Genomic DNA, 23,571 nt, shown 5'->3' with positions numbered 1-23,571 from the left:
AGCGTCGTACGGGGCGGATAGGATTTCCGCCCTGTTAGTCGGGGCATGTTGCATGGGCGTAATGCAAATTCAGCAAATTTGAATAATTTTCGTTTCAGAACTTGACAGTCAGAGGGAAAAAACATAAATAAGAACGATTATCATTCTTATTGTTTAAATAGCGCTCTGGGGTAAAGTTCGATGGTGAGGAAAGCGACGGCCAGCGTTAATGACTTTGCCCAGCAGCTCTATTTCGATCACCATCGCTGGTTGTATAACTGGCTGCGCCATAAGCTGGATTGTTCCCAGCATGCGGAAGACCTGGCACAGGATACGTTCCTTAGTGTGCTGATGAACCCGGAGCTGCTCACGATTCGCCAGCCGCGCCCGTTTTTGGCCACCGTGGCTCGCCGTTTAGTCGCCAATCATTATCGTCGTAAAAAAATTGAAGATGCCTATCTGGATGTGTTGAGCACGCAGCCGGATGCCTGTATGCCTTCTCCGGAAACGCGTCTTCTTACCCTCGAAATTCTTGAACAGCTTGATGCCGCACTGGATGGTCTACCAGCGCCGGTCAGAGAGGCGTTTCTGCTGGCACATCTCCACGGTATGCGCTACAGCGATATCGCCGAGCGTTTACGCGTTTCCAGTAGTTCTGTGAAACAGTATCTGCAACGCGCCAATCTCCAATGTTTCTTTGCACTACCACTATGAACGATCGCACTTTTTATCGTGACGGACAGGGTCAGCCGATTCAGCCAGACAGCGCGCGTGAAGCGGTGGCGTGGCTGACGCAGCTAATGTCCGACGGCGTCACGGAACAGGATCGCCGCGAGTGGCAGCGTTGGCGGGAAGCTTCGCCGGATAACGAGCTGGCGTGGCAGCATATTGAGTCCGTGTGTGCCAATCTGGGTCAGCTTAACGCGCGGGCGGCACACCAGAGTCTATCGACGCTTAACGGTATGCAGCGCCGCAGCGTACTCAAAGCGCTAGCCATTCTTTGTCTGACCGGAGGGGCTGGCGTGGCTGGATCGCGTACGGATGTGTGGCAGTCGTTTACGGCAGATTATCAGACGCAGGTGGGCGAACAGCGCCATGCGGTATTGGAAGATGGCACGACGCTGCTGCTGAATACGCAGACGGCGCTGAATGTGGCCTACGGTGACGATCTACGCCAGCTCACGCTGATTCGCGGTGAAGTCATGATCGAAACCGGCCAGGCGGAGAAGGCCGCGTTGTATCCGCGTCCTTTCGTTGTGACGACGGCGCAGGGAAAGGTGCAGGCGCTGGGGACGCGCTTCAGCCTGCGGGTGCAGGATGAACACACGCAGGTGGCGGTATATGACGGCGCGGTAAGGCTTCATCCGCAGCAGAACGGTCAGGATGTACAAGTGATAAAAAGCGGACAGACAGCGACGTTCACCACGCAGCGCTGTGGCCAAATAGAGACAGCGAAGGCAGAGCCTGCCTGGGTGAAAGGGCAGTTGCTGGCGAATAATCAGCGTCTGGTGGATTTTATTGATGAACTGAGCCGCTATCGCAGCGGCGTGGTTCGTTGCCAGCCAGAGGTTGAGAGCCTGCGGTTCTCCGGTGTCTTCCCGCTGGCGGATACCGATAATATTTTGGCGGCGCTGGTGGAGGCGCTTCCTGTGCAGGTGCGTTATTTCTCTCGCTACTGGGTTCAGATTGCTGTGCGATAAGATATCCTGTCAAAGCGTAATAACATTACATTTTATGCTGTTTTCACTTTTTTTCTGCCCGATCCCCGTAGCGGAACGACCCACTATTATCGGTTGCCTGTCTTATACCTAACGATGTGATGAAGAACGCATGATGATGTCCTCGGAACCTCATTCATTGAGAATACTACCTCCGTCTTTGCGGCGAGAGGCGGTGTGCTAATGGCCACACAGACGCTGAAATTCAATACGATGCAGCCTGCAACGACAGTACGTTGGGGAAGTGGCTCGCTGCTGGCGTTGGCGCTACACGTGGGGGTGATTGTCTGGATGAGCTACCATGCGCTCGATTCCTCAATTGAAGCGCCACCGCCTGCCATGATGTTGATGGTCGCGGATAGCGTGCAGTCTACGTCCAGCCCTCAGGATGCGCTTGTTGGCCCGCAGCAAACGCTGTCCACGCCGCAAGAGTCGGCAGCTCAACCAGAAAAAATAACGCAAGACGTGCCGCCGCTCGCGCCTGCACCCAAGCCGGTGATTGCGACAGCGCAAAAGGAAAAACCGCAGCCGCAGAAAAAAGTGCAGAAAAAAATGGAAAAACCGGTGCAGGAGACGATGCCGCAGGAAGCGATCGCGCCATCGGAAAAACCGCCAGCCCCTGTTACCAGCGCACCGCTGCCGGGCAGCAGCCAGCACGTCGCTGCGCCGTATAACAGTGATGCCGCGCAAATGCGTAAAGGCGTGGCGGACTGGAGTAGCACACTGTTGGCACATCTGAGCCGCCATAAACGCTATCCGGCTCAGGCCGCACGGCAGCGATTGCAGGGTGTCGCTCAGATTCGTGTGACGTTAGATCGAACCGGAAATGTGCTGGCCGTTTCGTTGGCCAGCAGTAGCGGTGTGACGCCATTGGATGCGGAGTCTGTCGCCTTGCCGAAGCGTGCTCAGCCGCTTCCGGCTCCGCCAGCAGAAGTGATTGGCGATAACGCGCAGCTCACCATCACGATCCCGATTAGCTTCGATTTACGAGAAGCACGCCGCTAGCTGGCATCAACTAGCGCGGCGTGTGTGCATCATAACCAGCATAAAAAAACCGAATCGCGTAAGGGTTGCCTTGTTCAGTAAAGAACTCGGCGACTCTCTCCCGTTCCAGCCCGTAGCGGCGGGATAACAACCCTGCCTCGAAGGCGGCCTGCTGACGGTCGCCTTTGGTTTCCGCCAAGTTATGGGCATACCCGCAAATGTAGCCGCGCCGATAGTCGTAGCAGTAAGGATTAATGTCGTTGGTGGATTTTGGGTTGGCAGATCTCAGCCCCGCGAGGACGCCCCGCTCAAAATGGTTTCCCATGATAATGCTCCGTGAATGATCGCTATATAATAAATAATATAACGCTTGTTTATCACTCACCAGATCTGTTGAAAAATATTCCTGTATTAGCCGCACGCGGTCTTTTCCTGACCAAGATGTATATACTATTGCCCTGCTTGCTGAACGGGCTCGTTGTCTGCGCCTGATGGGCACTCTGAGAATGGAATGGTTAATAAGGAATAACAGCATGATGCACCCGCAAGACGCTTCTCTGGCCATTGGTATCGATCTGGGCACGACGAACAGCCTGATTAGCGTTTGGCAAAATGGCGAGGCTCGCCTGATACCGAATGCCCTGAATGATAATTTCACGCCTTCGGCCGTCAGCATTGATGAAGACGGCAGTATTCTGGTGGGTAAACCTGCGATCTCCCGTTTGACGACGCACCCGCAGGTGTCAGCGTCGCTGTTTAAGCGCTACATGGGAAGCAAGAAAACCTTCAGGCTCGGGGATAAAACGTTCTCTCCCGCTGAGCTGTCGGCCATGGTGCTGAAATCGCTCAAAGCTGATGCGGAAAGTTACCTCGGACACCCCATCAAGGATGTGGTGATCTCGGTGCCAGCCTATTTCAGCGATGAACAGCGTAAGCAGACGCGTTTTGCGGCGGAACTGGCAGAGTTGAATGCGGTTCGCTTAATTAATGAACCCACCGCAGCCTCTATGGCCTACGGCTTACACACGCAGGAGCTGGGGCGTACGCTGGTCTTCGACTTAGGCGGCGGCACTTTCGACGTCAGCGTGCTGGAATACGCCTTTCCGCTGATCGAAGTGCATAGCTCGGCGGGCGACAACTATCTGGGTGGCGAAGATTTCACACAGGCGATAGTGAAAGCCTGCCTGAAAGCGTGGAAGCTTGAAGATTCGGCGATTCCCGCGACGGATCTGGCGCGTCTTTACAGCCAGGCTGAAGCGCTGAAATGCCAGCCCGGTTTTCCCTCTCAATCAAATGAACTGGTATGGCACTGGCGCGAGGAAGACTGGCGCATTGTGTTGGATAATGAAGAGATTGAAGCGGCATGGCTACCGTTGATGAACCGTATTCGTGCACCAATAGAACAAGCGCTACACGATGCTCGTCTGAAGCCAGAGCAGCTAGACCACGTAGTGCTGGTCGGCGGGGCATCAAAGATGTCGGTTATCCAGAAGCTGGTAGTCAGGCTGTTTGGCAAATTACCTTATCAGCATTTGGATGCGGATACCGTGGTTGCCAAAGGCGCGGCGGTGCAGGCTGCCTGTCGGCTACGCGAGCAGGACATCGAAGAAGTCATCCTGACGGACGTTTGCCCGTACACCCTCGGAATCCGAGTCTCTAATGATAAGCAAAACGGCCTGTTTTCCCCGATATTGGAACGCAATACGGTGGTGCCGACTTCGCGAGTAGAGACGTTTTCCACTGGCGCACCCAGTCAGGACAACATCTGCATCGCGATCTATCAGGGCGAAAGCCCTTACGTCGATAACAATGTGTTCATCGATGAGTTCACTATGCCGATAAAAGCGAAATCTTATAAGCAATCCATTGAGGTGCGTTTCAGCTATGACATCAATGGGCTGCTGGAAGTGGATGTTAACCTACCGGATAGCGGCGATAACTTCACGAAAGTCATCGATCGCAGCCCGACGGGGCTGAGCGTCGATCAACAACAGAAAAGCCATCAGAAACTGCAAACGCTGAAGATTCATCCCAGAGATAATCTGATGAACCGTAATCTGCTGGCACGGCTGGAAAAGGCCTGGGCACAAACGCGTCTGGAAGAGCGGGAGCAGATCGGCTTCTGGCTACGTGACTTTGAACAGGCACTGGCCGGACAATATGCACCGGTGATTGATGAAGCGCGGCAGCGGATTGAGCAGTATCTGGATGAGGTCTCCCGCTAAATATACCCGTCATCTTTCAAGCTGCAGGTGTGTTGGCTTCCCTTACTCACCCCAGTCACTTACTTGAGTAAGCTCCTGGAGATTCCTGCGGTTGCCGCCTTCCTGCAACTCGAAATCTATTGGGTATATGCATGCGTGTAATTGCAGTGCCGCCAGAATCATTTTCGTCAGGCTGGCGTGGTGTCCGTTTCGGTTTTCTTGCCGTGTGGCGGCGGCCCGAATTTATTCCAGCGGTTAAGGCTCGGTGTTAGCAAGGGGAGCAGCAGAAATAGCGGTATGAGTAGGGTGAAGAAACTCATCACCCACGGCGTATTGGAGCCGATATCGTTATAGCGCCGACGCGCGGCACTCAGCAGATTACAGACCAGTAGCGCCATCAGCAGCCCTTCGATATACGGCGGTGGTGAACCTATCCAGTCACCTGCCCGGTAGAGGCAATAACTCCCCAGCCCACCTTGTATCAGGAAGCCGAGACGGCCAATTCGTGTGTTGGTGCGCCAAAACTGCCACCAGTAGCTTTTTCTGGCCTGCGGTACGTTGAACTGGCGCTCGCGCCGATCGGTACATTGCAGCAGCACTTTTGCTATCAATTTTAGCGCGATGTCTTCATGCGGATAGGACAGATGTTCGGTCAAAAACCGCTGATCGCTATTATCAAACAGGTACTCGGGGTTCTTCGCACAGCTTTGGATCAATTGGCCGATGAGCGTGACGCGTTTGTCGTCGGAGAGCTGTTTTAATGATTTTCCCAACTCATCCGACTCTTCGATAAAGGCGACACGGATGTCTTCTTCCTGCTGGGTTTCAACGGGGAGAGACGCCAGCCGTTCACGGTGTTGCTCCGCCTGATCCTCTTCTCCCACAAGGGCATAAAACGCGTGGAAAAAGATCTGATAAATCATGGGCGACTTCGCCAGTTCTGCCTGCCAGTGGTCATCCGTAAGATAAAAATGGCTGGCAGCAGACTCGCTGTAAGTCTCACTGCTGCTGAGGTATTCCTCGATAGCGACGGGGAAATTCATCCAACAGTGGTAGTGCCGCGGGTCGGTTAGGTCGAGCTGCTTTTTCAGCGGCGTCACCGCATCGCCATCGCGGGATTCTGCCTTGCGAAAGAGCCGAGAGAGTGAATGTGCTGGGTGGGCTAAGGCCAATTCAGGCAGCACCGACTGACGCGATAAACCCAGACAAGAGGTTGGATCGGTCATCATTAATGCAATCAGAATAGCCTGTCTCAGTTCCTCTCTGGCGCTGAGTTCTTGTGGTTTATCGACCCCTTGCGGCACCAGAGATACATCGCACTGGTAGCGTGCAGAAAGCTCAACCAGACAATCATTGATCGGGTCGATTTCTTCGGTATGGATGCCACTGCTATACAGCTTATTAAGCTGATTCAGCGACAGCGGACGCCATTGTCGCAGCCAGGTTTGTGCTTGCAGCCAGGCGAACGATTTCTGGTTGGTGAACACGCTAGGTAATGTGTCTTCTGACGGCGAATACAGCCACTCTGTGAAGGAATGAATCGCGTCAGAAGTTTCCAGCCAAGATAAGCGTTGTGTCGCTTGGAACTGCAACCCCTGTAAGATCAACGCATACAGCGGTTCGTCAGGTAACGGCTGTGCCAGAATGTCCTGCAATAGGCGCTCATTACCGACGGTTAACATGCTGGCGTGCCAATAAAGGCGATCCTGAATCGCATCCCCGCGATGTAGCAGCAGGTGCTGATAAATGCCCCGCAGATCCTGTTTTCCCAGCTTCCAGCGAGCGTAGCTTTCCGCCATAGGCGACAGCGGCAGTTTCAGCGCTTCTGCCCAGCGAATCAGCTGGTGGGTATTATGCTGAGAAATGAAGAAACGCTGGCGCGGGTCGTCCAGCGCTAACCCTGTCAGAGTCGGTGCTGGCGTGTAGTTCAGCGACTGAACCAGTAAGGGGAACGCATCTGGCCGATGTTGTTTGCACCAGTCCAGCAACCATTTCTCCGCCTGTGCATGGTGAGTTTGCTGATAAAGCGTCAGCCACAGTGTGAAGGCTCGCTCGTCTTCTCCGGTAAGGGAACAGAGACTGGCGCTGAGCGCGAGCCATTCCGCGTCGTCCGGTGTCGCATCCAGTTGTTGCAGGCAGTAATCACGCAGTATGGTGTTGGGAACGCTGGCATGGCTGTGCCAGCGCGCGAGCTTTTGCATCAGCTTCGGGCTGTCAGGCCAATAAATGGCGGTTGGGTTGCGCAGCAGTGTCGCCAGCATAAACGCTGGTCGATTCCAGTACATTCCGTTGGCCTGCTGAAAATAGAAGATGGTTTCCAGCTGTGCGGGCAGACTCAGGTGCGACAACTGGGAAAAATCGAACAGATCCTCATAGCCAAGTGAGTCGAGGAAGTTACGGACATCCTCAACTCCGTCACCGGACAGCTCCCCTTGACGCTGCTGCCAACGCAGGCGATCGGCCAGTGCGCGAACGCAGAGAATTGAGATGCAGGACTCACGCATCAGACGCTGAAGCAGCGGCCAGCGAATACGATCGATGACATCGAAAGCCTGCTGGTTTAGCAACTGGATGTAGCGTTCCCAATACAGTGGAACGAAGCGTTCGCTTGGGTTACTTAACAGCTGTTCAAACGCGGCGACCAGCTCTTCTGTCAGAGGATCGGTGGGGTCGGTGGTTGCCTCTTCGGTTGTTGAAGAGGTGTCGCGCGGTTTGGTGTTAGCGTGTTCTTCATCACCCGACGGCACCGGATTTTTCGCCAGTTTGCAGGCGGTGTCGTACGCCTCGCGCAGCTGTTTGAAGCCATCGGGGTCGGTTTCTGGGTGAAACTGCGGTACTTTTTGACGATAAGCCTGACGGATAACATCCAGATCCTGAGTCGGCTCAATGCCTAATCGCTGCCAGCACAGTGTGTCCATTATAGTTCCGCTTCTGGTAAGGACTCGGGCTTATCCATTTCTATCGGATCAACATCCCAGTCGAGGTCATGAATCGGGCTGTCTGGGTGAGTATAGAGCGTGCCGATTTGGTCAATGTAATCAGGTTTGTGGCTAGCGTTGCTGAAAATGTAGCGCTGGCATTCAGGATCTTCCTCATCCAGGGAGAGCCAATAAGTGCGGCCAATCAAGAATGCAGCGTAATAATTTTCCCAACTGCGGTAATAGTGGCGCGCCCTGTCGGCCAGCCGAGTGTGAATCCACAGATTCTCTTTTTCGCTAATCCAGCCGTTGAGTAATCCGATGCGACTTAGGAAACTCATGCGCCCCAAATCCCAGGCGCGGATCCCACCTTCACCGCATAGCGCGGCCGTTTCGGTCACCAGCGTGAGCGCACCCTGTACGTCTTCAGATTGATTGGCGCAATGCTGCTGCCACTCCGATACCGTCAGGTGATGCCAAAGGTGATAGTAATACGCCAAGCGCTCAGCATGGCCGCCGTCTGTCATATCGTTAATCATTGATATCAGCCCTTCGCGTGAGGTGATACCCCAGCTGTTGCTTAGACTGATGGTTTCGCCGGGTTCGTAGAAGGTAGGCTCGGAGAAACGGGCATCGTACTTGATATTGAGTGCGACCATCGGGGCGGAAAGCGCCATCAGCCAGCGCTGATATTCAGATTCCATCAGAATAACGTCCAATTCCATCACATGTTGCGGGAGATCGTACTTTATGTACCTGAATATCGGTAGCTTTCAATCGAATGAAAAACGGCCATGTTTCACAATTTACTGATTTCAGACGATAAAAATTACTGGTTTGCGCGGCGGCTCGCAGGGTGAAGCGTTTGAAGGGATATTTTCCGCCGCAGACGGTTATACTGTCGGTTAATCGACGTTATTTATAAAAACTTCACCGGAAAGCAAGCATGCTAAGTTACCGCCACAGTTTCCATGCCGGCAATCACGCCGACGTGCTGAAACACACTGTTCAGAGCCTGATCATCACTGCCCTGAAAGAGAAAGAAAAACCTTTCCTGTATCTGGATACCCATGCGGGTGCCGGACGTTATCAGCTTAGCGGCCCGCACGCCGAGCGCACAGGGGAGTATCTGGATGGCATCGCGAAAATCTGGCAGCGTGACGACATTCCGGCTGAACTCGAACCTTACATGCAGGCGGTGCATACCTATAACCACAGTGGACAACTGCGCTATTACCCTGGTTCTCCGCTGATTGCACGCCAGCTACTGCGCGAGTATGACAAACTCCACCTGACCGAGCTGCACCCCAGCGATTTCCCACTGCTGCGCAATGAGTTTCAGAAAGATACGCGCACTAAAGTGTTGCGTGACGATGGTTATCAGCAGCTGAAATCACAGTTGCCGCCGCTTTCTCGTCGGGGATTTGTGCTAATTGACCCACCTTATGAACTGAAGACGGACTATCAGGCCGTGGTCAAAGGCATTAAGGAAGGGCATAAACGCTTTGGCACTGGCGTATTTGCACTGTGGTATCCGGTTGTGCTGCGTCAGAATATCAAACGCATGCTGAAAGAGCTGGAAGCCACGGGCATTCGCAACATTCTGCAAATTGAGTTGGCCGTGCTGCCTGACAGCGATCGCTACGGTATGACGGCGTCCGGCATGATTGTGATTAACCCGCCGTGGAAGCTGGCGGCACAGATGAAGGACATACTGCCGTGGCTGCATAATGTGCTGGTACCGGAAGGCACCGGACATACGTTAGTGGAGCAAATCGTACCGGAGTAATGTGCGCGATTGCTGTGGGCGACGCGGTCGGTTTTTCCTATCGCAACCATAGGCATAACCTTTATTGGACATATGGCTCTGGCGTTACACTCTAGGCAAATTTTATTCACTTAAGCATGGATACACTGATGACCAAACACTATGACTACCTTGCTATTGGCGGCGGCAGCGGCGGTATCGCGTCTATCAACCGCGCGGCGATGTATGGACAAAAATGTGCGTTGATCGAAGCGAAATATCTGGGCGGCACCTGCGTCAACGTCGGCTGTGTGCCGAAGAAAGTGATGTGGCATGCGGCGCAGATTGCCGAAGCGATCCATCAGTACGGCCCAGATTACGGGTTCGATACCACGGTGAACCAGTTTAACTGGGGAACGCTGGTCAAGAACCGTAGTGCCTACATCGATCGTATCCACCAGTCCTACGATAACGTGCTGGGTAAGAATAAGGTCGATGTCATCCACGGTTTTGCTCGTTTTGTCGATGCGCACACGGTGGAAGTGAACGGTGAGAAAATTACGGCTGACCATATCCTGATTGCGACGGGCGGTCGTCCGGTTCACCCTAACATTCCCGGTGCAGAATACGGAATTGATTCCGACGGCTTCTTTGAGCTGGACGCGCTGCCGAAGCGTACCGCTATCGTCGGTGCAGGTTATATCGCAGTGGAGATTGCTGGCGTATTGAACGGATTGGGCTCTGAAACCCACCTGTTTGTGCGTAAACACGCACCGCTGCGCAGCTTTGATCCGCTGATTGTCGATACGCTGGTGGAAGTGATGAACACCGAAGGGCCGACGCTGCATACCGAGTCGATCCCGAAAGCGATAGTGAAGAATGCCGATGGCAGCCTGACGCTAGAGTTGGAAAACGGGCAGTCACAAACCGTCGATTGCCTGATTTGGGCGATTGGTCGTGAACCAGCGACGGATAACCTGAACCTGAGTGTTACCGGCGTGGAACTGAACGACAAAGGTTACATCAATGTCGATAAATTCCAGAACACCGCTGTTTCTGGTATTTACGCCGTGGGCGATAACACGGGTGCCGTCGAACTAACGCCGGTTGCCGTTGCCGCGGGGCGTCGTTTATCCGAGCGTCTGTTTAATAACAAGCCGGACGAGCATCTGGATTACAGCAATATCCCAACCGTCGTCTTCAGCCACCCGCCGATTGGTACCGTCGGGCTGACCGAACCGCAGGCGCGTGAGCAGTACGGCGACGATCAGGTGAAAGTGTATAAATCCGCTTTCACTGCGATGTACACTGCTGTGACGCAGCACCGTCAGCCATGTCGTATGAAGCTGGTCTGCGTGGGTAAAGAGGAAAAAATCGTCGGTATCCACGGCATCGGTTTTGGTATGGATGAAATGCTGCAAGGCTTCGCGGTCGCCGTCAAAATGGGCGCCACCAAGAAAGACTTCGACAACACCGTCGCCATCCACCCGACTGCGTCGGAAGAGTTTGTGACGATGCGGTAATCGTGTAGAGAAGCGGCTCTAATCGCTTTTCTGGAAGACGAAAACATGCTGGTTGAATAGTGAACTATTTAGCCGGCATTTTTTATGCCTAGCCTAACGTCGCTACCTCATTCGCTCACTCGCCAGATGATAAACGCCGCTACGTTCACGCTTGCCTACTGCCACCACGGCGATAATCAATACGTCGTCAATGACTTCATAAACTAAGCGAAAGCCTGACGCCCGGAGCTTTATTTTGTAGCAATCCTTTATCCCTCTTAATTTTGCGGAAGGAATGTGGGGATTTTCGCAGCACTTTTTTAGTTTTTTGGCAAATTGCTGTTGGATGGTTTTATCGAGTTTTAGCCATTCTTTCAGCGCATCTTCCCTGAATTTGACGCTATAGCTCATAGGAAACTATCCAAATCCACGTCAACCAGCGGCTGGTTTTTCCGTTCACCAATCAGCTTAACCAGTTCCTGTTCGTCCAGTGCATCCAGCATTTTTTCGTAGAGATCCGCAGGAATGCAATAAAACGCAGGCTGGTTGCGGTTCAGAATAGCGACAGGTAGGCCATCGCCAGCGTTGACCGTTGCCATCGGGTTCTTTTTCAGTTCACTGACGCTGGCACTGGTATCACTCAATATAATATTCGGCATGGCAGACCTTTAATGACCGGTTAATAGGTCTTTAAAGTAATCAACAAAAGACCTGTTAACAAGTCTTTTGTTGATTTTTTGTACCTGACCAGAGTGGCTTTCTGTACACGCGATGAAGAAAATGCCGCTTTTATCACGGCATTTACCTTAATGGTGATAATGATTATCGTTAGTGTTTTGTTTATGATAAGTTGCGGTAAATGGGTTTGATCCCGCTGACTGATTTTTCCTTACAAAACATACGGCTTTATCACTATGTCTTTAGCTAACCGCACAACGTCTTCAGCCTATCGGTTGTTCAATTTACGTTTAGAGAGTAAGACGCTGCTCTCGCCTTCATTAGCGCGCTGTGTGTTTACCGGCCCAGAAGTGCGCCAGATGAAACTGGATGCGCCGGACCAGCGGATCAAACTGCTGTTCGCCAGTGAAAGCGGCGAATTGACGCCTATGGCAGTGAGCGATACCTGGTATCAGGACTATCTGACGCTGCCGCGTGAGCGTCGTCCGATTCTGCGGACCTATACGCTGCGCTCCGTCTCCCGTGAGTTACAGCAGGCAACGATCGACTTTGTGCTGCACGGCGATACCGGGCCTGCCTCAAGCTGGGCGAGTCATGCCAAGCCGGGCGATGCCCTACAGATCGTCGCGCCCAACGCGGAAGCCGATGGCGACAGCGGTGGCTATGAGTGGGCACCGCACGATGGCGTTGAGCAGGTGTTGTTGATTGCGGATGAAACTGCGCTGCCAGCAGCCATGGGCATTCTTGAACAACTGGCGACCCAGCCTTCCCCGCCGTCGGTACAGGCTTTTTTTGAAGTGCCAAAAGCGGGGGATTGCGTAACGCCTGGCGACTTCCCTTTTGCGCAAATTCACTGGCTGCCGCGTGAGGAAACCAGCAGCATAATATGGGGTGAACGCCTGTTGGCTGCGGTGCAACAAGACGTGAAAATCCCCGCTAGCGCCTGTACCAACCGTGATGATATTGCACAGGAGACGCCCGAAGACGAGCTACTCTGGGAGCGCGCAACGGCGAACCGACCGTTTTATGCCTGGGTCGCGGGAGAATCCTCTGCCATCAAGCGACTGCGCCGCTATCTGCTCGACGAGCGTCACCTCGATAAAGAGACGATCAACTTTATGGCTTACTGGTCGCATCGCTAAGAGAAAACGTCAGGAGGGATATTCCCTCCTGCGTCTATTTCCCCATCATCTCCGCTAACTGCTTTTCATCCGGCAGCCCGACGACCTGCTGTAGCTCATCCTTATCGTTCAGGTAATAGATGGCTGGCGTGACGTTCGCACCCAGTTCATCCATCAGCCGCTGATTAAGCTGAATGCTATTCCAGATATCGCGTGAAGAACTTTCGGGGAACGGAGGCACCGTTTTGCCATTCGATAGCTCATATTCATGCCAGGCTTTGGCTGGATCGCTGGCGGCAAGAATCGCTGCGGCATAACGTCCGCTTTCCGGTTTGATCACGCCGACCAGCAACGTTTGCAGTTGCACTTTTCCTGCTTTCACCCACGGTTGTGCTTGCTGCCAGAACTGTTTGCAGTACGGGCAGAACGGGTCGGCAAATACGATGATTTTACGCGGCGCATCCTTCGACCCTTCGGTGATAAATGGCGCTTGCTGTAATTTCTGCCACATCTCCCGACCGGCAGGAACATATACTTCTTGCTGAATCAGCGCTTCGCTGAGGTTGTTACCGTGTTCATCATACATATAGCCCGAAATGGCATGCTTACCGTCAGGGGTTAAGTAGATAGTCACTCCCACGCCCTGATAACTGCCCAGCCAGCCTTGTACGCCGCCGGGCGCAGTAAACGGCTTAATGATTGTAATACCCTGTTTTTCGATGCTTTTCACCGCGTCCGGCAGGGCATCTTGCGCTAGTGATGATGCGGAAAGCGTCAATAAGGTGAGTGTGAGGATGAAGCGTTTTATCATGGTGTTGCGCCTGTGTCGTGAATCATTGTCTTCCGGATAGCGTAGCGGAAGGTAACCTATCGGGGGAGCTTATTTACGCTTTCTGAATCAAGGCCAAACGGTGACCTGTCGTTATGCGATCTGGCTGAAGAGAGTAGTTGGGGAGGGTCAGGCTCTGCCGTATATTACGTAGAGAATGGTACGTTTTGTGGTTTTCCCCTGTTGGAGTAATGAATTACCGTGACCTTGACCGAATCGCTGATTGCTTTTACGTTTGCCGCGACGTTACTGACCCTGACGCCGGGTTTAGATACCGCGCTGATTCTACGCACCGCTACCGTAGAAGGCAGTAAGAAAGCTTTCCATGCCGCGTTTGGGATTAACGTTGGCTGCCTGATTTGGGGAGCGATGGTGGCGTTTGGTCTGGGAACGCTGATTGCTGCGTCGGAGCTGGCCTATAACATCCTGAAATGGTGCGGTGCGGCTTATCTTTGCTGGTTAGGTCTGCAAATGATCCTGAAACCCAGAACCGAACTGGTGATGACTGCGTCACAAACTACGCCGAAACATCAAAACTGGTTTCTCCGCGGCATGCTGGGTAACGTATTAAATCCGAAAGTCGGTGTGTTCTACGTTTCATTCCTGCCGCAGTTTATCCCCGTTGGTCACTCGGTCGTGCTATGGACTTACCTGCTTGTTCTTATTCATGTCTTTATCGGCACGCTGTGGTCGTCCACGCTGATTGCAGCCACACGCCCGCTGGCGCGTTTTCTGCGTCGTGGCTCGGTGGTTAAATGGATGGATCGAACAACGGGCGTGGTCTTTTTAGCGTTCGCCGCACGTCTGGCGTTCTCGCGGCGGTAAGCTTCGTGCCATTGCGCTGACGTTAGCAGTGATGTGATTAAAGCGTTTGATTACTAATCACTAAATCCGCTTTGCATCGAGAATGCTCATAAGATTCAGACGGTGTCGATAGCACCGCAGCGTTGCGTCAATCGCGTCCGCAGGCATAAAGGAATCCCGATAGGTCGATTCAACGTATTCAGCTTCTTTGATGAGGTCTGCCAGTAACTTCCTAGTGAGGTTTTCACTTAGCCCAATATGCTGACCGAACAGCATGAAATCCATACCAAGGTATTCGCCATATGCGGTTTCAAACCCTGGTGCGAGTACCTCGTCACCTTCTTCTTGCATCAACAGCGGTAATGCCATGAAGCAGGAAGAAAAATAGGCGGGATAAGGGGCGACGGAAACAAAATCATAAATGGGGGCCAGCATGAACTGGCCTGAACATGAATGTATCAGGCCAAAATTACGCAGGTGCATGTCGTTGTTACCCAGCATGTAGGCGTAAGCGATGCGGCGGAACAGATCTATTTTGAAGACAATATTGTCATTAACGTGTTCGCTAAGGAATAACGCCAACCTCTCGTAACTGACGTATTGTCTGCCATCTGCACGTATTTTACCGAATTTTTCACCGATCCCCATCGCACCGTCCAACTGTTCCTGATGGATAGGGTGACCTGTTTTTTCGTCGCGATCGAAACGCTTAATAACGAAAGCAAACTCAGGCTCTTCATCAGTCTTTTCCGGTTTAAAGCGAAGTAATCCGTGTGGTGGGACGGTAAATCCCAGACGCGCCATTAGCGTCATTGTGGCATGTTCGTTTTCTGCCAAATGGGGAAATTCGATCGGTGAGGGTTTGAGAATATATAGCCCTTGATGATCCACGACGGTAAACGTTCGATCTTCTAATACCATCTGAATCTTGGGCTGATAACCAGAAATACTCATGCCTTTCTGCGTTTGTGGCAGGTCGTGCATGAATTGCTGGCGTGTGAAACGTAACGTCGGGGAAGCATGTATTGACCCCGCGAGATGCTTCAACCCTTTACGGCTATAGCCTGTGGCAATTTCTTCTTCATGTGCTAGCGGTGTCAGCAAAATTCGACATCTTGTCATGACTTATCCTCCGCGATCAGTTGTACTGCGCCGATCAGGTTTTTACCGTTTTGGATGAGGATGCCGAATAAATCCTTCTCATCCAGATGTTGAAACTGACTGTACTGTCGCCGGAGCCAGCCTTCGGGGGCTAACGAGGCAAAATAAGGTGGTAATGATTTGCTGCGAAATACTCCGGTCTGTAGCGGTAAGCTCAATGATAGCGGTGGGCCGAGATAGGATTTTTTGTATTCAAACAGATAGCCTTCATCATCCTGACTTAACTGGCCGATATGGACACCGTAAAGATAGACCTTTACCTGACGGCGCACAGTTTTATCCCTAACGCAGAGCAGACGTTATAAACCGTGGCAAATTTCACCTGAGCGGGATCGTTGAATAGGCGTTTTAAGGTGGATATGGATACGCCTGTCTGTAACTCAAGCGTAGAAAGTTCGATGCCCAACGCTTTACGTCGCGTATTTAGCTGAACGCCAAATACATCCAGCGAATGAATGTGGTCTTCCAGCACAACTTCTTTGTTGGAGGCATCGCTACGTGCGAGTTCGTGCCGTAGTTCGTCGATAGCTTCGCTAATGGCGTCGAGCTTTAGTAATGTTGGCGCAGTGGTGGGAGTATTCATAAATGGACTCTATTTTTGAATTTACCTCATTTATGGTTTAAATATAGCCTGTAAATTTTCTTGTTGTCCATATTTAATACTTATTTATATTAATTATTAATATTTGGCTCATTTATGACCCGATTGCCATACATCAGAGCCTATCGAACAGTAGCTCGATGAGCGTCATGATTTCTTTGCTGAGCGGCTGCCCTTTCTCTTCGGCTAACAGATAGAGTGGGGTGGTGCGCCTTTCCCCTTGTTGTAACGGCAATATGTGTAATTCGCCCCGCGTAATGTGCTCTGAAATCCGCGCTTCTGGCAGCCAGCCGTAACCGACCTGATGCAAAACGGCCTGCGTTGCCGCTTCAAATGTTGTGAATGTCCAGCTCTCGGCAGATGCTGGCTGCGGATGTGGGGTTGTTCGCGTCACAATCTCTACGCAAGGGTAGCGAGACAGCGACTCATGACTTAATGGCGTGGGGAGTGAAAAAAGCGGGTGGTGGCTGTGCGCGACCGCGACAAAATCAACGTTCATCAACCATCGCCCAGCGCAGCCGTCGATCTCGCGCTGCGTAATGATATAAATATCTGCATCTCGCGCCTTCAACTGGGCCGACGTTTCATTACGCAGCACCTCAGTTAGGTGGATACGTGTAGCCGGATGCTGCTTCTGAAAGGTGCTAAGCAAGTGGAACAGGCGATCTTTGGGGAAGGTGCTGTCAACCACCAGATTGATGCTAGTCTGCTCACCCATTTTCAGCGAGTGAGCGCGGGCTTCCAGCGCATGAAACGAACGTATTACGGGTCGTGCCTGTGCCAGCAGGCTTTCTCCCTCTGGCGTCAGCTCGGCTTTACGCCCGTTTATCGTGAGTAGCTCGACACCCAGTCGCTCTTGCAGCAGCGAAAGCTGGTAGCTGACCGAAGACTGGCTGCGGTGAAGCGCATTGGCCGCCTGCGTATAGCCGCCCAAATCGATAACTGCCTGAAGTATCTCCCATTGTTCCAGCGTCGTCTTTGCTAGCATCTTTGATATATCTAAATATTGAATGATTTTCCCTGAAAAATAGCGTTATTCATCGAATTAGGAAAGCTATAGAGTGAATTTACACACTTAAGGAGAACTATCATGCCCGCATTTAACCAACACGACCTGAGTCACTTTGTCGGGAAACATCTGGTATATACCTACGATAATGGCTGGAATTACGAGCTGTATGTCAAAAATGCCAACACAATAGACTACCGTATTCATAGCGGCATTGTGGGTAACCGTTGGGTGAGGGATCAGCAGGTGCATATCGTGCAGGTCGCTCGCGAGGTGTATAAAATTTCATGGACAGAACCAACGGGAACGGATGTCAGCCTGATTGCGAATATTGCCGATAAGGTCTTCCACGGCACTATCTTCTTCCCACGTTGGATCATCAATAACCCAGAAAAAACGGTGTGTTTCCAGAATGAACATATTGCTGAAATGGAAGCGTATCGCGACGCGGGCCCAGCCTACCCTACTGAAGTGATCGATGAGTTCGCTACCATTACGTTCATCCGCGACTGTGGGGAAAACAATAACGACGTCATCAACTGCCCTGCCAGCGAATTGCCTGCGGATTTCCCTGCTTGCCTGAAAAAATAAACAGCAACAGGCGGCACGGATACTGTGTCGCCTGATTTGCTATCGCATAAGGCCGATTAACTCTCCGGCCAGAACGGTTCGCCTAGCGTAAGCATCAGCCGGTTGGCCCATGAGAAGAAGGCGGCCGACTGCACCACATCGACAATCTCCAGCGTATCTAATCCCTGTTCTTGCAGCTGTTTCACGTCGTTTGCGTTGACCTGCGCGGGCGTGGCGGAAAGGCGAGCCGAAAAATCGATAATCGCCTGCCAGCGTGGGCTTTGGCCGATACTCAAATCGCCACCGGGAACGACATCCAGTAGCCGTTGCACGTCGCTGTCTTGCTTGGAAAGCTGGCTGGCTTTACGGGCATGCACCGAGGCGCAATAGATGCAGCCGTTGACCTTGCTGGTGACGGCGGCAATGAGTTCGCGTTCCTTGCGCGGCAGGCCGCCGGAGGTATAAAAAATCCCTTTATCCGTCAGCGTGCGCTGTTCCAGCACCGGCAAGTTGCGCCCTAAGAGACGGAAATAGTCGGAATCGGTGTGGCCGAAGCGCGCCAGAATCGCCTGCTCGTCGGCATTGAATGCTGCCAGTGGTTTGGGGGAAATCCACGGTTCCCAGCCTAGCTCTGCCTGAGTGAACGCCTGCGGTGTGGATTTGCCGCTGTGCGCCTGCGGCTGGGTATGCCACTGACCGGCGACAGCTGCCTGCGAATGAGGCTGGCTAACGCGATGACCGGCAATCAGGCGATAGCCGCGCAGCAATCGGCTTTGAAAATTCACAAACGCGATGAGTTGCGACAGCGTCACGATGTCGTCTACCGACCAGCCTGCCTGCTCCAGCGCTTTGACGTGTGATGGTTCGGCTTGCACGGGCGTTTGTGTCAGGCGTTCAGCGTGATCTAGCGCCAGCTGTAGCGCTGGTGTCAGCACGGGTTCTGGGAAGTCCGCCAGCCGCTCGGTATAAAAATGCTGTAGTTGCTCATCCTGCTGCCAGCCGCTGATTTTTGTCGCAAACCAGAAGCGCAGCGATAATGGTAATGTCGCGTTGTCGTGTGCTGCGGCATTAAACAGCGCATCGTAGCTTCCCTGGGTGTGGCGAGTTGCCGCTTCACGGGTTTTTCTGGCTGCGGCGAGGGCAGAATCTGGGCTGATGTCGGCTAGTGCATCCAATACGTCATGGGTGTGTAAGGTGTTAGCGTGCGTCATGCAATCTCCTGCCCGAGTGGGCTTTTCTGTTTGACGGCGGGCTTCCAGCCCAAAGCGGGTGCCACCTGAGTGGCAATCAATTCAAGCGAGCGAAGGATCAGCGCATGCGGTGGATCGATGGAATGCACCTGGAATGTCACATCCGTCGCCCGCTCCAGCGAACTGTCTGCCCGAAGCGACGCCGTGACATCCTGCGCAGTGCCAACATGGCTATCGAAGGAGGCGATCAGCGCCTCTATCGAGTCGTGAGGAATTGCGCGGAACGTACCGGAGCGGGCGGCAGAACGATTAAGCCCTTTCTCCGCCAGACTCAACGCCAGTTGACGATCGTCAGCCACGAAGACGCTGCGTGAACTGAGGATACGTGGTACGACGCCAGCAGGCAGCGCAGCCAGATAGGCGTCGATCATCGGGTTTTGCAGGTCAGCGAGCGTGGCGTCTGGAAAATGTTCCGGGCGCGGTTGGGTACGAGATAGCATCAGGCCATCGCCCGCTTTGCCCGCCCGCTCTGCACCCTCGATGGAAAATGTAGCCTGCCAGACACGCTTATCTAAGTGCGGCGCAGCGGGATAGAGCTGATTACCGTCTTCGCTCAGAGCCTCGCCCCGCCATGCGGCGCGCAGCTTCTCCAGATAGCGCCCGAGGATCTGCCCACGCTGCGTGCTGTCGTGACCGAACGCGGCAAATGAGGACGGCGTGCCGCCGGAACCCACGCCGACTTCCAGCCTACCGTTGCTGAGTAAATCGAGCACGGCGGTGTCTTCCGCCACGCGCAGCGGTTCTTCCATTGGCAGCGTAATCACGCCAGTGCCGAGTTGAATGCGTTGAGTGCGTGCCGCGACCAGCGCCAGAAACACTAGCGGTGACGGTAACCCACCTTCATCAGCGTGAAAGTGGTGCTGTGCGACCCAGGCACTGTCGAATCCTAACTGTTCTGCTTTGACGATCTGTTCCGTTGCCAGCCGATAGCGCTGCTGGGCGGAAACGTCATCCAGCAACCGTGTGAAAAATCCCAGACGTTTCGTTGCCATTTTACAGTCCTTGGTTTAGTGCGAATGTGGTTTCAGTATGAATTGGGGATTGGTGTGAACGGGCAAACGCCGGATGATGCTGCCCGGGGATCGCCTCGATAAGTTCACGCGTATAGCGATGCTCGGGCTGAGCGAAGATGCGCTCCACTGGGCCGGATTCAAGCTGCTTGCCGTGGTACAGCACGGAAACGGTATCGGTGATCTGGCGCACTACCGCCAAATCGTGCGAGATGAACACATAGGTCAGCCCCAGAGATTCCTGTAGCTCGGTCAGCAAACGCAGAATCTGCGCTTGCACCGTGACATCCAGTGCGGAAACGGCCTCGTCCAATACCAACACCTGCGGCTCCAGCACCAGTGCTCGTGCGATGGCGACGCGTTGGCGCTGGCCGCCGGACAGCTCACGCGGCTTACGTGACAGCAGCGCTACCGGTAAGGAAACGCGTTCGAACATCTCATGAATTTTTCGCTCCCGTTGCGCGGCGGTATGGCGATTAAAATTGCGCAGCGGCTCCTCGACGATGTCGTACAGCCGCTGCGACGGATCGAGCGAGCCAAAGGGGTTTTGATACACCAACTGAATTTTCTGCCGGAACTGGCGCAGTGCTTCGCCTTTCAGATGAGTGATGTCGGTGCCGTCGATCAGAATGCGTCCGGCGCTGGGATGATGAAACCCGAGCAAGCTGCGTGCCGTGGTGGTTTTACCGGAGCCGGATTCGCCAACAATCGCGTGCGTTGTGCCGCGTGCCACGCTGAAAGAAACGTCATCCACAGCGCGAAAATGCTCGCCTTTACCGCTCGACAGAGGAAAGGTCTGCACCAGATTTTCGACCGAGACAATGATGTCAGATGCATGGCTGCGCGGTGGCCGCGGGGTTGGGTTTAGCGACGGGACGTTCGCCAGCAGCGTGCGAGCATAGTGGCTTGAAGGTGCGCTGAGCACGTCAAGCGTTGGGCCTTGTTCCTGAATGTAGCCGTTCTGAAAGACCAGCAGACGATCGGCTCGTTCAGCGGCCACGCCCAGATCGTGAGTGACGAACAGCACCGCGGTCCCATTCTCGCGCCGTAACTCATCGAGCAGATCGAGAATACGTTTCTGCACCGTGACATCCAGTGCGCTGGTGGGCTCATCGGCAATAATCAAAGCTGGTTTCAGCGCAATCGCAATCGCTATCAATACGCGCTGTTTCATGCCGCCGGACAACTCGTGCGGATACTGCCTCGCCCGCAGTTCCGGCTGACTCAGACCAACGCGCTCCAGCAGCGCCAGCGTTTTCTGGCGGATAGTCTGGCGATCTTCCCGCTGATGAATACGCAGAATCTCATCCACCTGCTCGCCGATAGTCTGCACTGGATTTAGGGAACTGGTGGGATCTTGTGGGATCAGACTGATCTGCGCGCCGCGCACGCTGTCCAGCCGCTTTTGCGACCAGCCGCTGATATCTACACCGTTTAGCCGAATAGCGCCGCGCGTGAGCCTACCATTCTCGGCCAGTAAGCCGATGACGGCCTGCGCGGTGGTGGTCTTGCCTGAACCAGATTCCCCTACCAGCGCCACGACTTCGCCGGGCTGAATATGGAAAGAGACACCTTCCACGACGGTCTGCTCGCGATCGTCGCTGCGGTAGGCAATCGTGACATTCTCCAGAGCCAGTACGGGCACCGCCGCGCTGGTTTGTAAGCTGGCTGACAGGCTCATCGTTCTGTTCTCCTGATCGACTGGCTGATGCGGTTAGCCGACAGCACAACGAGTACAACAATCAGACCGGGGAAGGTGGTTAGCCACCAGGCGGTTGCGATGTAGTTGCGGCCTTCGGCGATGAGCAGCCCCCATTCTGGCGTGGGTGGCGGTGCGCCGTAGCCGAGGAAGCTGAGCGTGGAGATAGCCAGAATCGCGCTGCCGAATTGCAGGGCAGCGAAGGCGAAAACGGTGGTTAATGAATTCGGCAAAATGTGTCGCCACAGCACGCTGAAAAAGGTGCCGCCGCTGCCATAGGCTGCTTCGACATAGTCGCTGTGGCGCACGCGCAATACCTCTGAACGCACCAGTCGGGTAAAGCTGGCGACGGAGGTGACGCCCACGGCAATCGCGGCGTTGACCGTGCCGAAACCCAGCAGAATGATGACGCTCAGCGCCAGCAGCAGGCCGGGGATTGCCAGCAATACATCAATGCTGCGCATAACGACGCTATCCAGCCAGCCGCCAACGGCACCAGCCAAGAGACCGAACAGGCTGCCGAGCACCAGACCCAGCCCGACGGCGATAACTGCGCCAGACAGCGAGTGCACTGCGCCGTAAACGATGCGCGCATAGAGATCGCGTCCTAACTGATCGGTACCGAGCCAGTAGTCGGCGTCAGGTGTTAGCCGCTGGGCACCCGCGATGCCTTCCGTCGGGTTGTAGCTGGTAAACCAGCCGGGAAACAGTGCCCAAAGCGCGACAGTCAGTATCACCAGCCAGGCCAGCAGCAGTCCCGGCTGAAAGGCATAGCGACGCAGAAGCGGTCGCTTACGCAGAAGGGGAAAGGTGATTTTTTCCAGTTGAACGGTAGTCATAGCGTGGCTCCTGGCGTTCTTTTCAGGCGCGGATCGAGAAGGGGATAAAGCAGATCGACGGCCAGATTGACGACAACAAAGGCGGCGGCGGAAATCAGTACGATGGCCTGTAACACGCTGCTGTCTTGATAGTTCACGGCTTCCTGCGTTAACTGTCCGAGCCCGTTACGGCCAAACACGGTTTCGGTAATCAGCGCGCCCGCAATCAGCTCGCCCAACAGTAAACCGGCGATGGTCAGCGTGGGCAGCATGGCGTTACGGGCGATATGCCGCCAGAGCACGCCGCTGCGGCTAGCCCCTTTCGCACGGGCGACGGCAACAAACGGCTGGGTTTGTACCTGATCGATACTGCGCATCAGCACCTGAGCCAGCGGGGCCGAAATCGGTAGCGCCAGTGTGAGAACCGGCAAAATCAGTCCTTCCCATTCGCCGGGGTTAATCACGGGAATCAACCCTAAACGGAAAGAGAAGATCTGAATCAGCACGATGCCGAGCCAGAATGTCGGCACGGAAATAAATAGCGACGGCAGAGATTGCAGTGCGGTTCGCAGCCACTGAAACGGTGTCAGCGTTGATAAGAACGCGAGGGCAAACGCTAATAAACCCGCTGCGATGAAGCCCAGCACGGCGAGCAGTAATGTGGGGGGCAGATTCGCGGCGATAAGCTCAGTGACTGGCACGCCAGCCTGAATAGACAGGCCAAGATCGCCACGCAGTATCTGCGCTATCGCATGAAAATACTGCGTGAGTACTGGCGTATCGGCACCGTAGGACAAACGCAACTGTGCGATCTGCTCGGCGCTTAGGCCAAGCTCTGGGTTTTGAAACTTGATCAGTACGGCATCACCCGGCATCGCCTGAAGCAGGATAAAAGACAGGGTGAATGCCGCCCACAGCACGAGCAGTGCCTGACCGATGCGCAGTGCCAGATATCGGTTCATGATGATG

At 53.9% G+C, this 23,571-nt stretch carries 24 protein-coding genes; 9 read left to right on the top strand and 15 right to left on the bottom strand.

What is annotated here, in order from left to right; all coding sequences use genetic code 11:
- Positions 1–180: 180 nt before the first annotated feature.
- The 3 genes from DUT67_RS21720 to DUT67_RS21710 all read left to right on the top strand — a co-directional run bounded on the left by DUT67_RS21720 (position 181) and on the right by DUT67_RS21710 (position 2,702).
- Complete coding sequence (locus DUT67_RS21720; RefSeq protein ID WP_113626027.1) at positions 181–693, top strand: sigma-70 family RNA polymerase sigma factor; 513 nt, start codon at positions 181–183, stop codon at positions 691–693.
- Complete coding sequence (locus tag DUT67_RS21715; protein ID WP_113626026.1) at positions 690–1,679, top strand: FecR domain-containing protein; 990 nt, start codon at positions 690–692, stop codon at positions 1,677–1,679. Before DUT67_RS21720 ends, DUT67_RS21715 begins: the two co-directional genes overlap by 4 nt.
- Before the next feature lie 201 nt (positions 1,680–1,880).
- Positions 1,881–2,702, top strand: a complete 822-nt coding sequence (locus tag DUT67_RS21710) for an energy transducer TonB (RefSeq protein ID WP_113632462.1) — start codon at positions 1,881–1,883, stop codon at positions 2,700–2,702.
- Between the two features lie 10 nt (positions 2,703–2,712).
- Here DUT67_RS21710 and DUT67_RS21705 read toward each other — a convergent pair whose 3' ends face one another.
- On the bottom strand, positions 2,713–3,006 hold the full coding sequence (locus DUT67_RS21705; RefSeq protein ID WP_005968196.1) for a DUF2623 domain-containing protein: 294 nt from the start codon (positions 3,004–3,006) through the stop codon (positions 2,713–2,715).
- Positions 3,007–3,214: 208 nt separating this feature from the next.
- Here DUT67_RS21705 and DUT67_RS21700 point away from each other — a divergent pair, with 208 nt between their 5' ends.
- The gene (locus DUT67_RS21700) at positions 3,215–4,906 is read left to right on the top strand and encodes a molecular chaperone HscC (RefSeq protein WP_113626024.1); all 1,692 of its coding nucleotides are present in this window, start codon (positions 3,215–3,217) and stop codon (positions 4,904–4,906) included.
- Positions 4,907–5,073: 167 nt separating this feature from the next.
- On the opposite strand, the gene DUT67_RS21695 is transcribed toward DUT67_RS21700, so the two are convergent.
- Positions 5,074–7,803 carry a J domain-containing protein gene (locus tag DUT67_RS21695; protein WP_113626022.1) on the bottom strand — a complete coding sequence of 910 codons (2,730 nt, stop codon included), beginning with the start codon at positions 7,801–7,803 and terminating at the stop codon, positions 5,074–5,076.
- Positions 7,803–8,507 (bottom strand): DUF1266 domain-containing protein, encoded by a 705-nt coding sequence (locus DUT67_RS21690; RefSeq protein ID WP_223254620.1) that lies wholly within the window; start codon positions 8,505–8,507, stop codon positions 7,803–7,805. Before DUT67_RS21690 ends, DUT67_RS21695 begins: the two co-directional genes overlap by 1 nt.
- A gap of 242 nt (positions 8,508–8,749) precedes the next feature.
- Between DUT67_RS21690 and DUT67_RS21685 the strand changes: the two genes are divergently transcribed.
- A complete protein-coding gene (locus DUT67_RS21685) occupies positions 8,750–9,592 on the top strand; it encodes a 23S rRNA (adenine(2030)-N(6))-methyltransferase RlmJ (protein WP_113626020.1) in 843 nt (280 codons plus the stop codon).
- 128 nt (positions 9,593–9,720) lie between these two features.
- Positions 9,721–11,073 (top strand): glutathione-disulfide reductase, encoded by a 1,353-nt coding sequence (gorA, locus tag DUT67_RS21680; RefSeq protein ID WP_113632461.1) that lies wholly within the window; start codon positions 9,721–9,723, stop codon positions 11,071–11,073.
- 102 nt (positions 11,074–11,175) lie between these two features.
- Here the strand turns inward: gorA and DUT67_RS21675 are convergent, their stop codons facing one another.
- A complete protein-coding gene (locus tag DUT67_RS21675; protein WP_011091708.1) occupies positions 11,176–11,463 on the bottom strand; it encodes a type II toxin-antitoxin system RelE/ParE family toxin in 288 nt (95 codons plus the stop codon).
- On the bottom strand, positions 11,460–11,711 hold the full coding sequence (locus DUT67_RS21670; protein ID WP_048258146.1) for a type II toxin-antitoxin system Phd/YefM family antitoxin: 252 nt from the start codon (positions 11,709–11,711) through the stop codon (positions 11,460–11,462). Before DUT67_RS21670 ends, DUT67_RS21675 begins: the two co-directional genes overlap by 4 nt.
- Before the next feature lie 255 nt (positions 11,712–11,966).
- Here DUT67_RS21670 and DUT67_RS21665 point away from each other — a divergent pair, with 255 nt between their 5' ends.
- Complete coding sequence (locus DUT67_RS21665) at positions 11,967–12,872, top strand: siderophore-interacting protein (protein ID WP_113632460.1); 906 nt, start codon at positions 11,967–11,969, stop codon at positions 12,870–12,872.
- Positions 12,873–12,906: 34 nt separating this feature from the next.
- Here the strand turns inward: DUT67_RS21665 and dsbG are convergent, their stop codons facing one another.
- Positions 12,907–13,662: a thiol:disulfide interchange protein DsbG gene (gene dsbG / locus DUT67_RS21660; protein WP_113632459.1), complete on the bottom strand. Its 756-nt coding sequence runs from the start codon at positions 13,660–13,662 to the stop codon at positions 12,907–12,909.
- A 219-nt stretch (positions 13,663–13,881) separates the two neighbouring features.
- On the opposite strand from dsbG, the gene DUT67_RS21655 reads away from it, so the two are divergent.
- Complete coding sequence (locus DUT67_RS21655) at positions 13,882–14,505, top strand: LysE family translocator (RefSeq protein WP_113632458.1); 624 nt, start codon at positions 13,882–13,884, stop codon at positions 14,503–14,505.
- A 60-nt stretch (positions 14,506–14,565) separates the two neighbouring features.
- On the opposite strand, the gene DUT67_RS21650 is transcribed toward DUT67_RS21655, so the two are convergent.
- The 4 genes from DUT67_RS21650 to DUT67_RS21635 form a co-directional block, all read right to left on the bottom strand.
- A complete protein-coding gene (locus DUT67_RS21650; RefSeq protein WP_113632457.1) occupies positions 14,566–15,606 on the bottom strand; it encodes a type II toxin-antitoxin system HipA family toxin in 1,041 nt (346 codons plus the stop codon).
- Positions 15,603–15,917, bottom strand: a complete 315-nt coding sequence (locus tag DUT67_RS21645) for a HipA N-terminal domain-containing protein (RefSeq protein WP_113632456.1) — start codon at positions 15,915–15,917, stop codon at positions 15,603–15,605. Before DUT67_RS21645 ends, DUT67_RS21650 begins: the two co-directional genes overlap by 4 nt.
- Complete coding sequence (locus DUT67_RS21640) at positions 15,902–16,228, bottom strand: helix-turn-helix domain-containing protein (protein WP_048258153.1); 327 nt, start codon at positions 16,226–16,228, stop codon at positions 15,902–15,904. The genes DUT67_RS21645 and DUT67_RS21640 overlap by 16 nt, the downstream gene beginning before the upstream one ends.
- A 133-nt stretch (positions 16,229–16,361) precedes the next feature.
- On the bottom strand, positions 16,362–17,234 hold the full coding sequence (locus DUT67_RS21635; protein WP_113632455.1) for a LysR family transcriptional regulator: 873 nt from the start codon (positions 17,232–17,234) through the stop codon (positions 16,362–16,364).
- A 99-nt stretch (positions 17,235–17,333) separates the two neighbouring features.
- Between DUT67_RS21635 and DUT67_RS21630 the strand changes: the two genes are divergently transcribed.
- Complete coding sequence (locus tag DUT67_RS21630) at positions 17,334–17,846, top strand: phenolic acid decarboxylase (RefSeq protein ID WP_189339523.1); 513 nt, start codon at positions 17,334–17,336, stop codon at positions 17,844–17,846.
- 56 nt (positions 17,847–17,902) lie between these two features.
- Here DUT67_RS21630 and DUT67_RS21625 read toward each other — a convergent pair whose 3' ends face one another.
- From DUT67_RS21625 to DUT67_RS21605, 5 genes are read right to left on the bottom strand one after another with little or no spacing between them, the layout of a single operon-like run.
- Entirely contained in the window at positions 17,903–19,036 is a 1,134-nt protein-coding gene (locus DUT67_RS21625) for an alkylhydroperoxidase domain protein (RefSeq protein WP_113632453.1), read from the bottom strand.
- Positions 19,033–20,067, bottom strand: coding sequence for a putative FMN-dependent luciferase-like monooxygenase (locus tag DUT67_RS21620; protein WP_113632452.1), 1,035 nt, complete (start codon positions 20,065–20,067; stop codon positions 19,033–19,035). Before DUT67_RS21620 ends, DUT67_RS21625 begins: the two co-directional genes overlap by 4 nt.
- Position 20,068: 1 nt before the next feature.
- Positions 20,069–21,766 carry an ABC transporter ATP-binding protein gene (locus DUT67_RS21615; protein ID WP_113632451.1) on the bottom strand — a complete coding sequence of 566 codons (1,698 nt, stop codon included), beginning with the start codon at positions 21,764–21,766 and terminating at the stop codon, positions 20,069–20,071.
- A complete protein-coding gene (locus tag DUT67_RS21610; protein WP_113632450.1) occupies positions 21,763–22,623 on the bottom strand; it encodes an ABC transporter permease in 861 nt (286 codons plus the stop codon). Before DUT67_RS21610 ends, DUT67_RS21615 begins: the two co-directional genes overlap by 4 nt.
- A complete protein-coding gene (locus DUT67_RS21605) occupies positions 22,620–23,564 on the bottom strand; it encodes an ABC transporter permease (RefSeq protein ID WP_113632449.1) in 945 nt (314 codons plus the stop codon). The genes DUT67_RS21610 and DUT67_RS21605 overlap by 4 nt, the downstream gene beginning before the upstream one ends.
- Positions 23,565–23,571: the final 7 nt, after the last annotated feature.

The sequence above is a fragment of the Pectobacterium peruviense genome (genome assembly GCF_003312355.2).
GTDB classification, from domain to species: domain Bacteria; phylum Pseudomonadota; class Gammaproteobacteria; order Enterobacterales; family Enterobacteriaceae; genus Pectobacterium; species Pectobacterium peruviense.
The sequence above is the reverse complement of the archived record's forward strand: the minus strand, read 5'-3'. Positions and strand labels throughout refer to the sequence as shown.

What these genes read in the sequence shown, in the direction of transcription:
- DUT67_RS21700 (WP_113626024.1), top strand. Translation starts at nt 3,215, where the DNA reads ATGATGCACCCGCAAGACGCTTCTCTGGCCATTGGTATCGATCTGGGC.
- DUT67_RS21605 (WP_113632449.1), bottom strand. Translation starts at nt 23,564, where the DNA reads ATGAACCGATATCTGGCACTGCGCATCGGTCAGGCACTGCTCGTGCTG.
- DUT67_RS21650 (WP_113632457.1), bottom strand. Translation starts at nt 15,606, where the DNA reads ATGACAAGATGTCGAATTTTGCTGACACCGCTAGCACATGAAGAAGAA.
- gorA (WP_113632461.1), top strand. Translation starts at nt 9,721, where the DNA reads ATGACCAAACACTATGACTACCTTGCTATTGGCGGCGGCAGCGGCGGT.
- DUT67_RS21690 (WP_223254620.1), bottom strand. Translation starts at nt 8,507, where the DNA reads ATGGAATCTGAATATCAGCGCTGGCTGATGGCGCTTTCCGCCCCGATG.
- DUT67_RS21640 (WP_048258153.1), bottom strand. Translation starts at nt 16,228, where the DNA reads ATGAATACTCCCACCACTGCGCCAACATTACTAAAGCTCGACGCCATT.
- DUT67_RS21695 (WP_113626022.1), bottom strand. Translation starts at nt 7,803, where the DNA reads ATGGACACACTGTGCTGGCAGCGATTAGGCATTGAGCCGACTCAGGAT.
- DUT67_RS21635 (WP_113632455.1), bottom strand. Translation starts at nt 17,234, where the DNA reads ATGCTAGCAAAGACGACGCTGGAACAATGGGAGATACTTCAGGCAGTT.
- DUT67_RS21620 (WP_113632452.1), bottom strand. Translation starts at nt 20,067, where the DNA reads ATGGCAACGAAACGTCTGGGATTTTTCACACGGTTGCTGGATGACGTT.
- DUT67_RS21675 (WP_011091708.1), bottom strand. Translation starts at nt 11,463, where the DNA reads ATGAGCTATAGCGTCAAATTCAGGGAAGATGCGCTGAAAGAATGGCTA.
- DUT67_RS21720 (WP_113626027.1), top strand. Translation starts at nt 181, where the DNA reads ATGGTGAGGAAAGCGACGGCCAGCGTTAATGACTTTGCCCAGCAGCTC.
- DUT67_RS21715 (WP_113626026.1), top strand. Translation starts at nt 690, where the DNA reads ATGAACGATCGCACTTTTTATCGTGACGGACAGGGTCAGCCGATTCAG.
- DUT67_RS21670 (WP_048258146.1), bottom strand. Translation starts at nt 11,711, where the DNA reads ATGCCGAATATTATATTGAGTGATACCAGTGCCAGCGTCAGTGAACTG.
- DUT67_RS21610 (WP_113632450.1), bottom strand. Translation starts at nt 22,623, where the DNA reads ATGACTACCGTTCAACTGGAAAAAATCACCTTTCCCCTTCTGCGTAAG.
- DUT67_RS21625 (WP_113632453.1), bottom strand. Translation starts at nt 19,036, where the DNA reads ATGACGCACGCTAACACCTTACACACCCATGACGTATTGGATGCACTA.
- DUT67_RS21665 (WP_113632460.1), top strand. Translation starts at nt 11,967, where the DNA reads ATGTCTTTAGCTAACCGCACAACGTCTTCAGCCTATCGGTTGTTCAAT.
- DUT67_RS21705 (WP_005968196.1), bottom strand. Translation starts at nt 3,006, where the DNA reads ATGGGAAACCATTTTGAGCGGGGCGTCCTCGCGGGGCTGAGATCTGCC.
- DUT67_RS21615 (WP_113632451.1), bottom strand. Translation starts at nt 21,766, where the DNA reads ATGAGCCTGTCAGCCAGCTTACAAACCAGCGCGGCGGTGCCCGTACTG.
- DUT67_RS21710 (WP_113632462.1), top strand. Translation starts at nt 1,881, where the DNA reads ATGGCCACACAGACGCTGAAATTCAATACGATGCAGCCTGCAACGACA.
- DUT67_RS21685 (WP_113626020.1), top strand. Translation starts at nt 8,750, where the DNA reads ATGCTAAGTTACCGCCACAGTTTCCATGCCGGCAATCACGCCGACGTG.
- dsbG (WP_113632459.1), bottom strand. Translation starts at nt 13,662, where the DNA reads ATGATAAAACGCTTCATCCTCACACTCACCTTATTGACGCTTTCCGCA.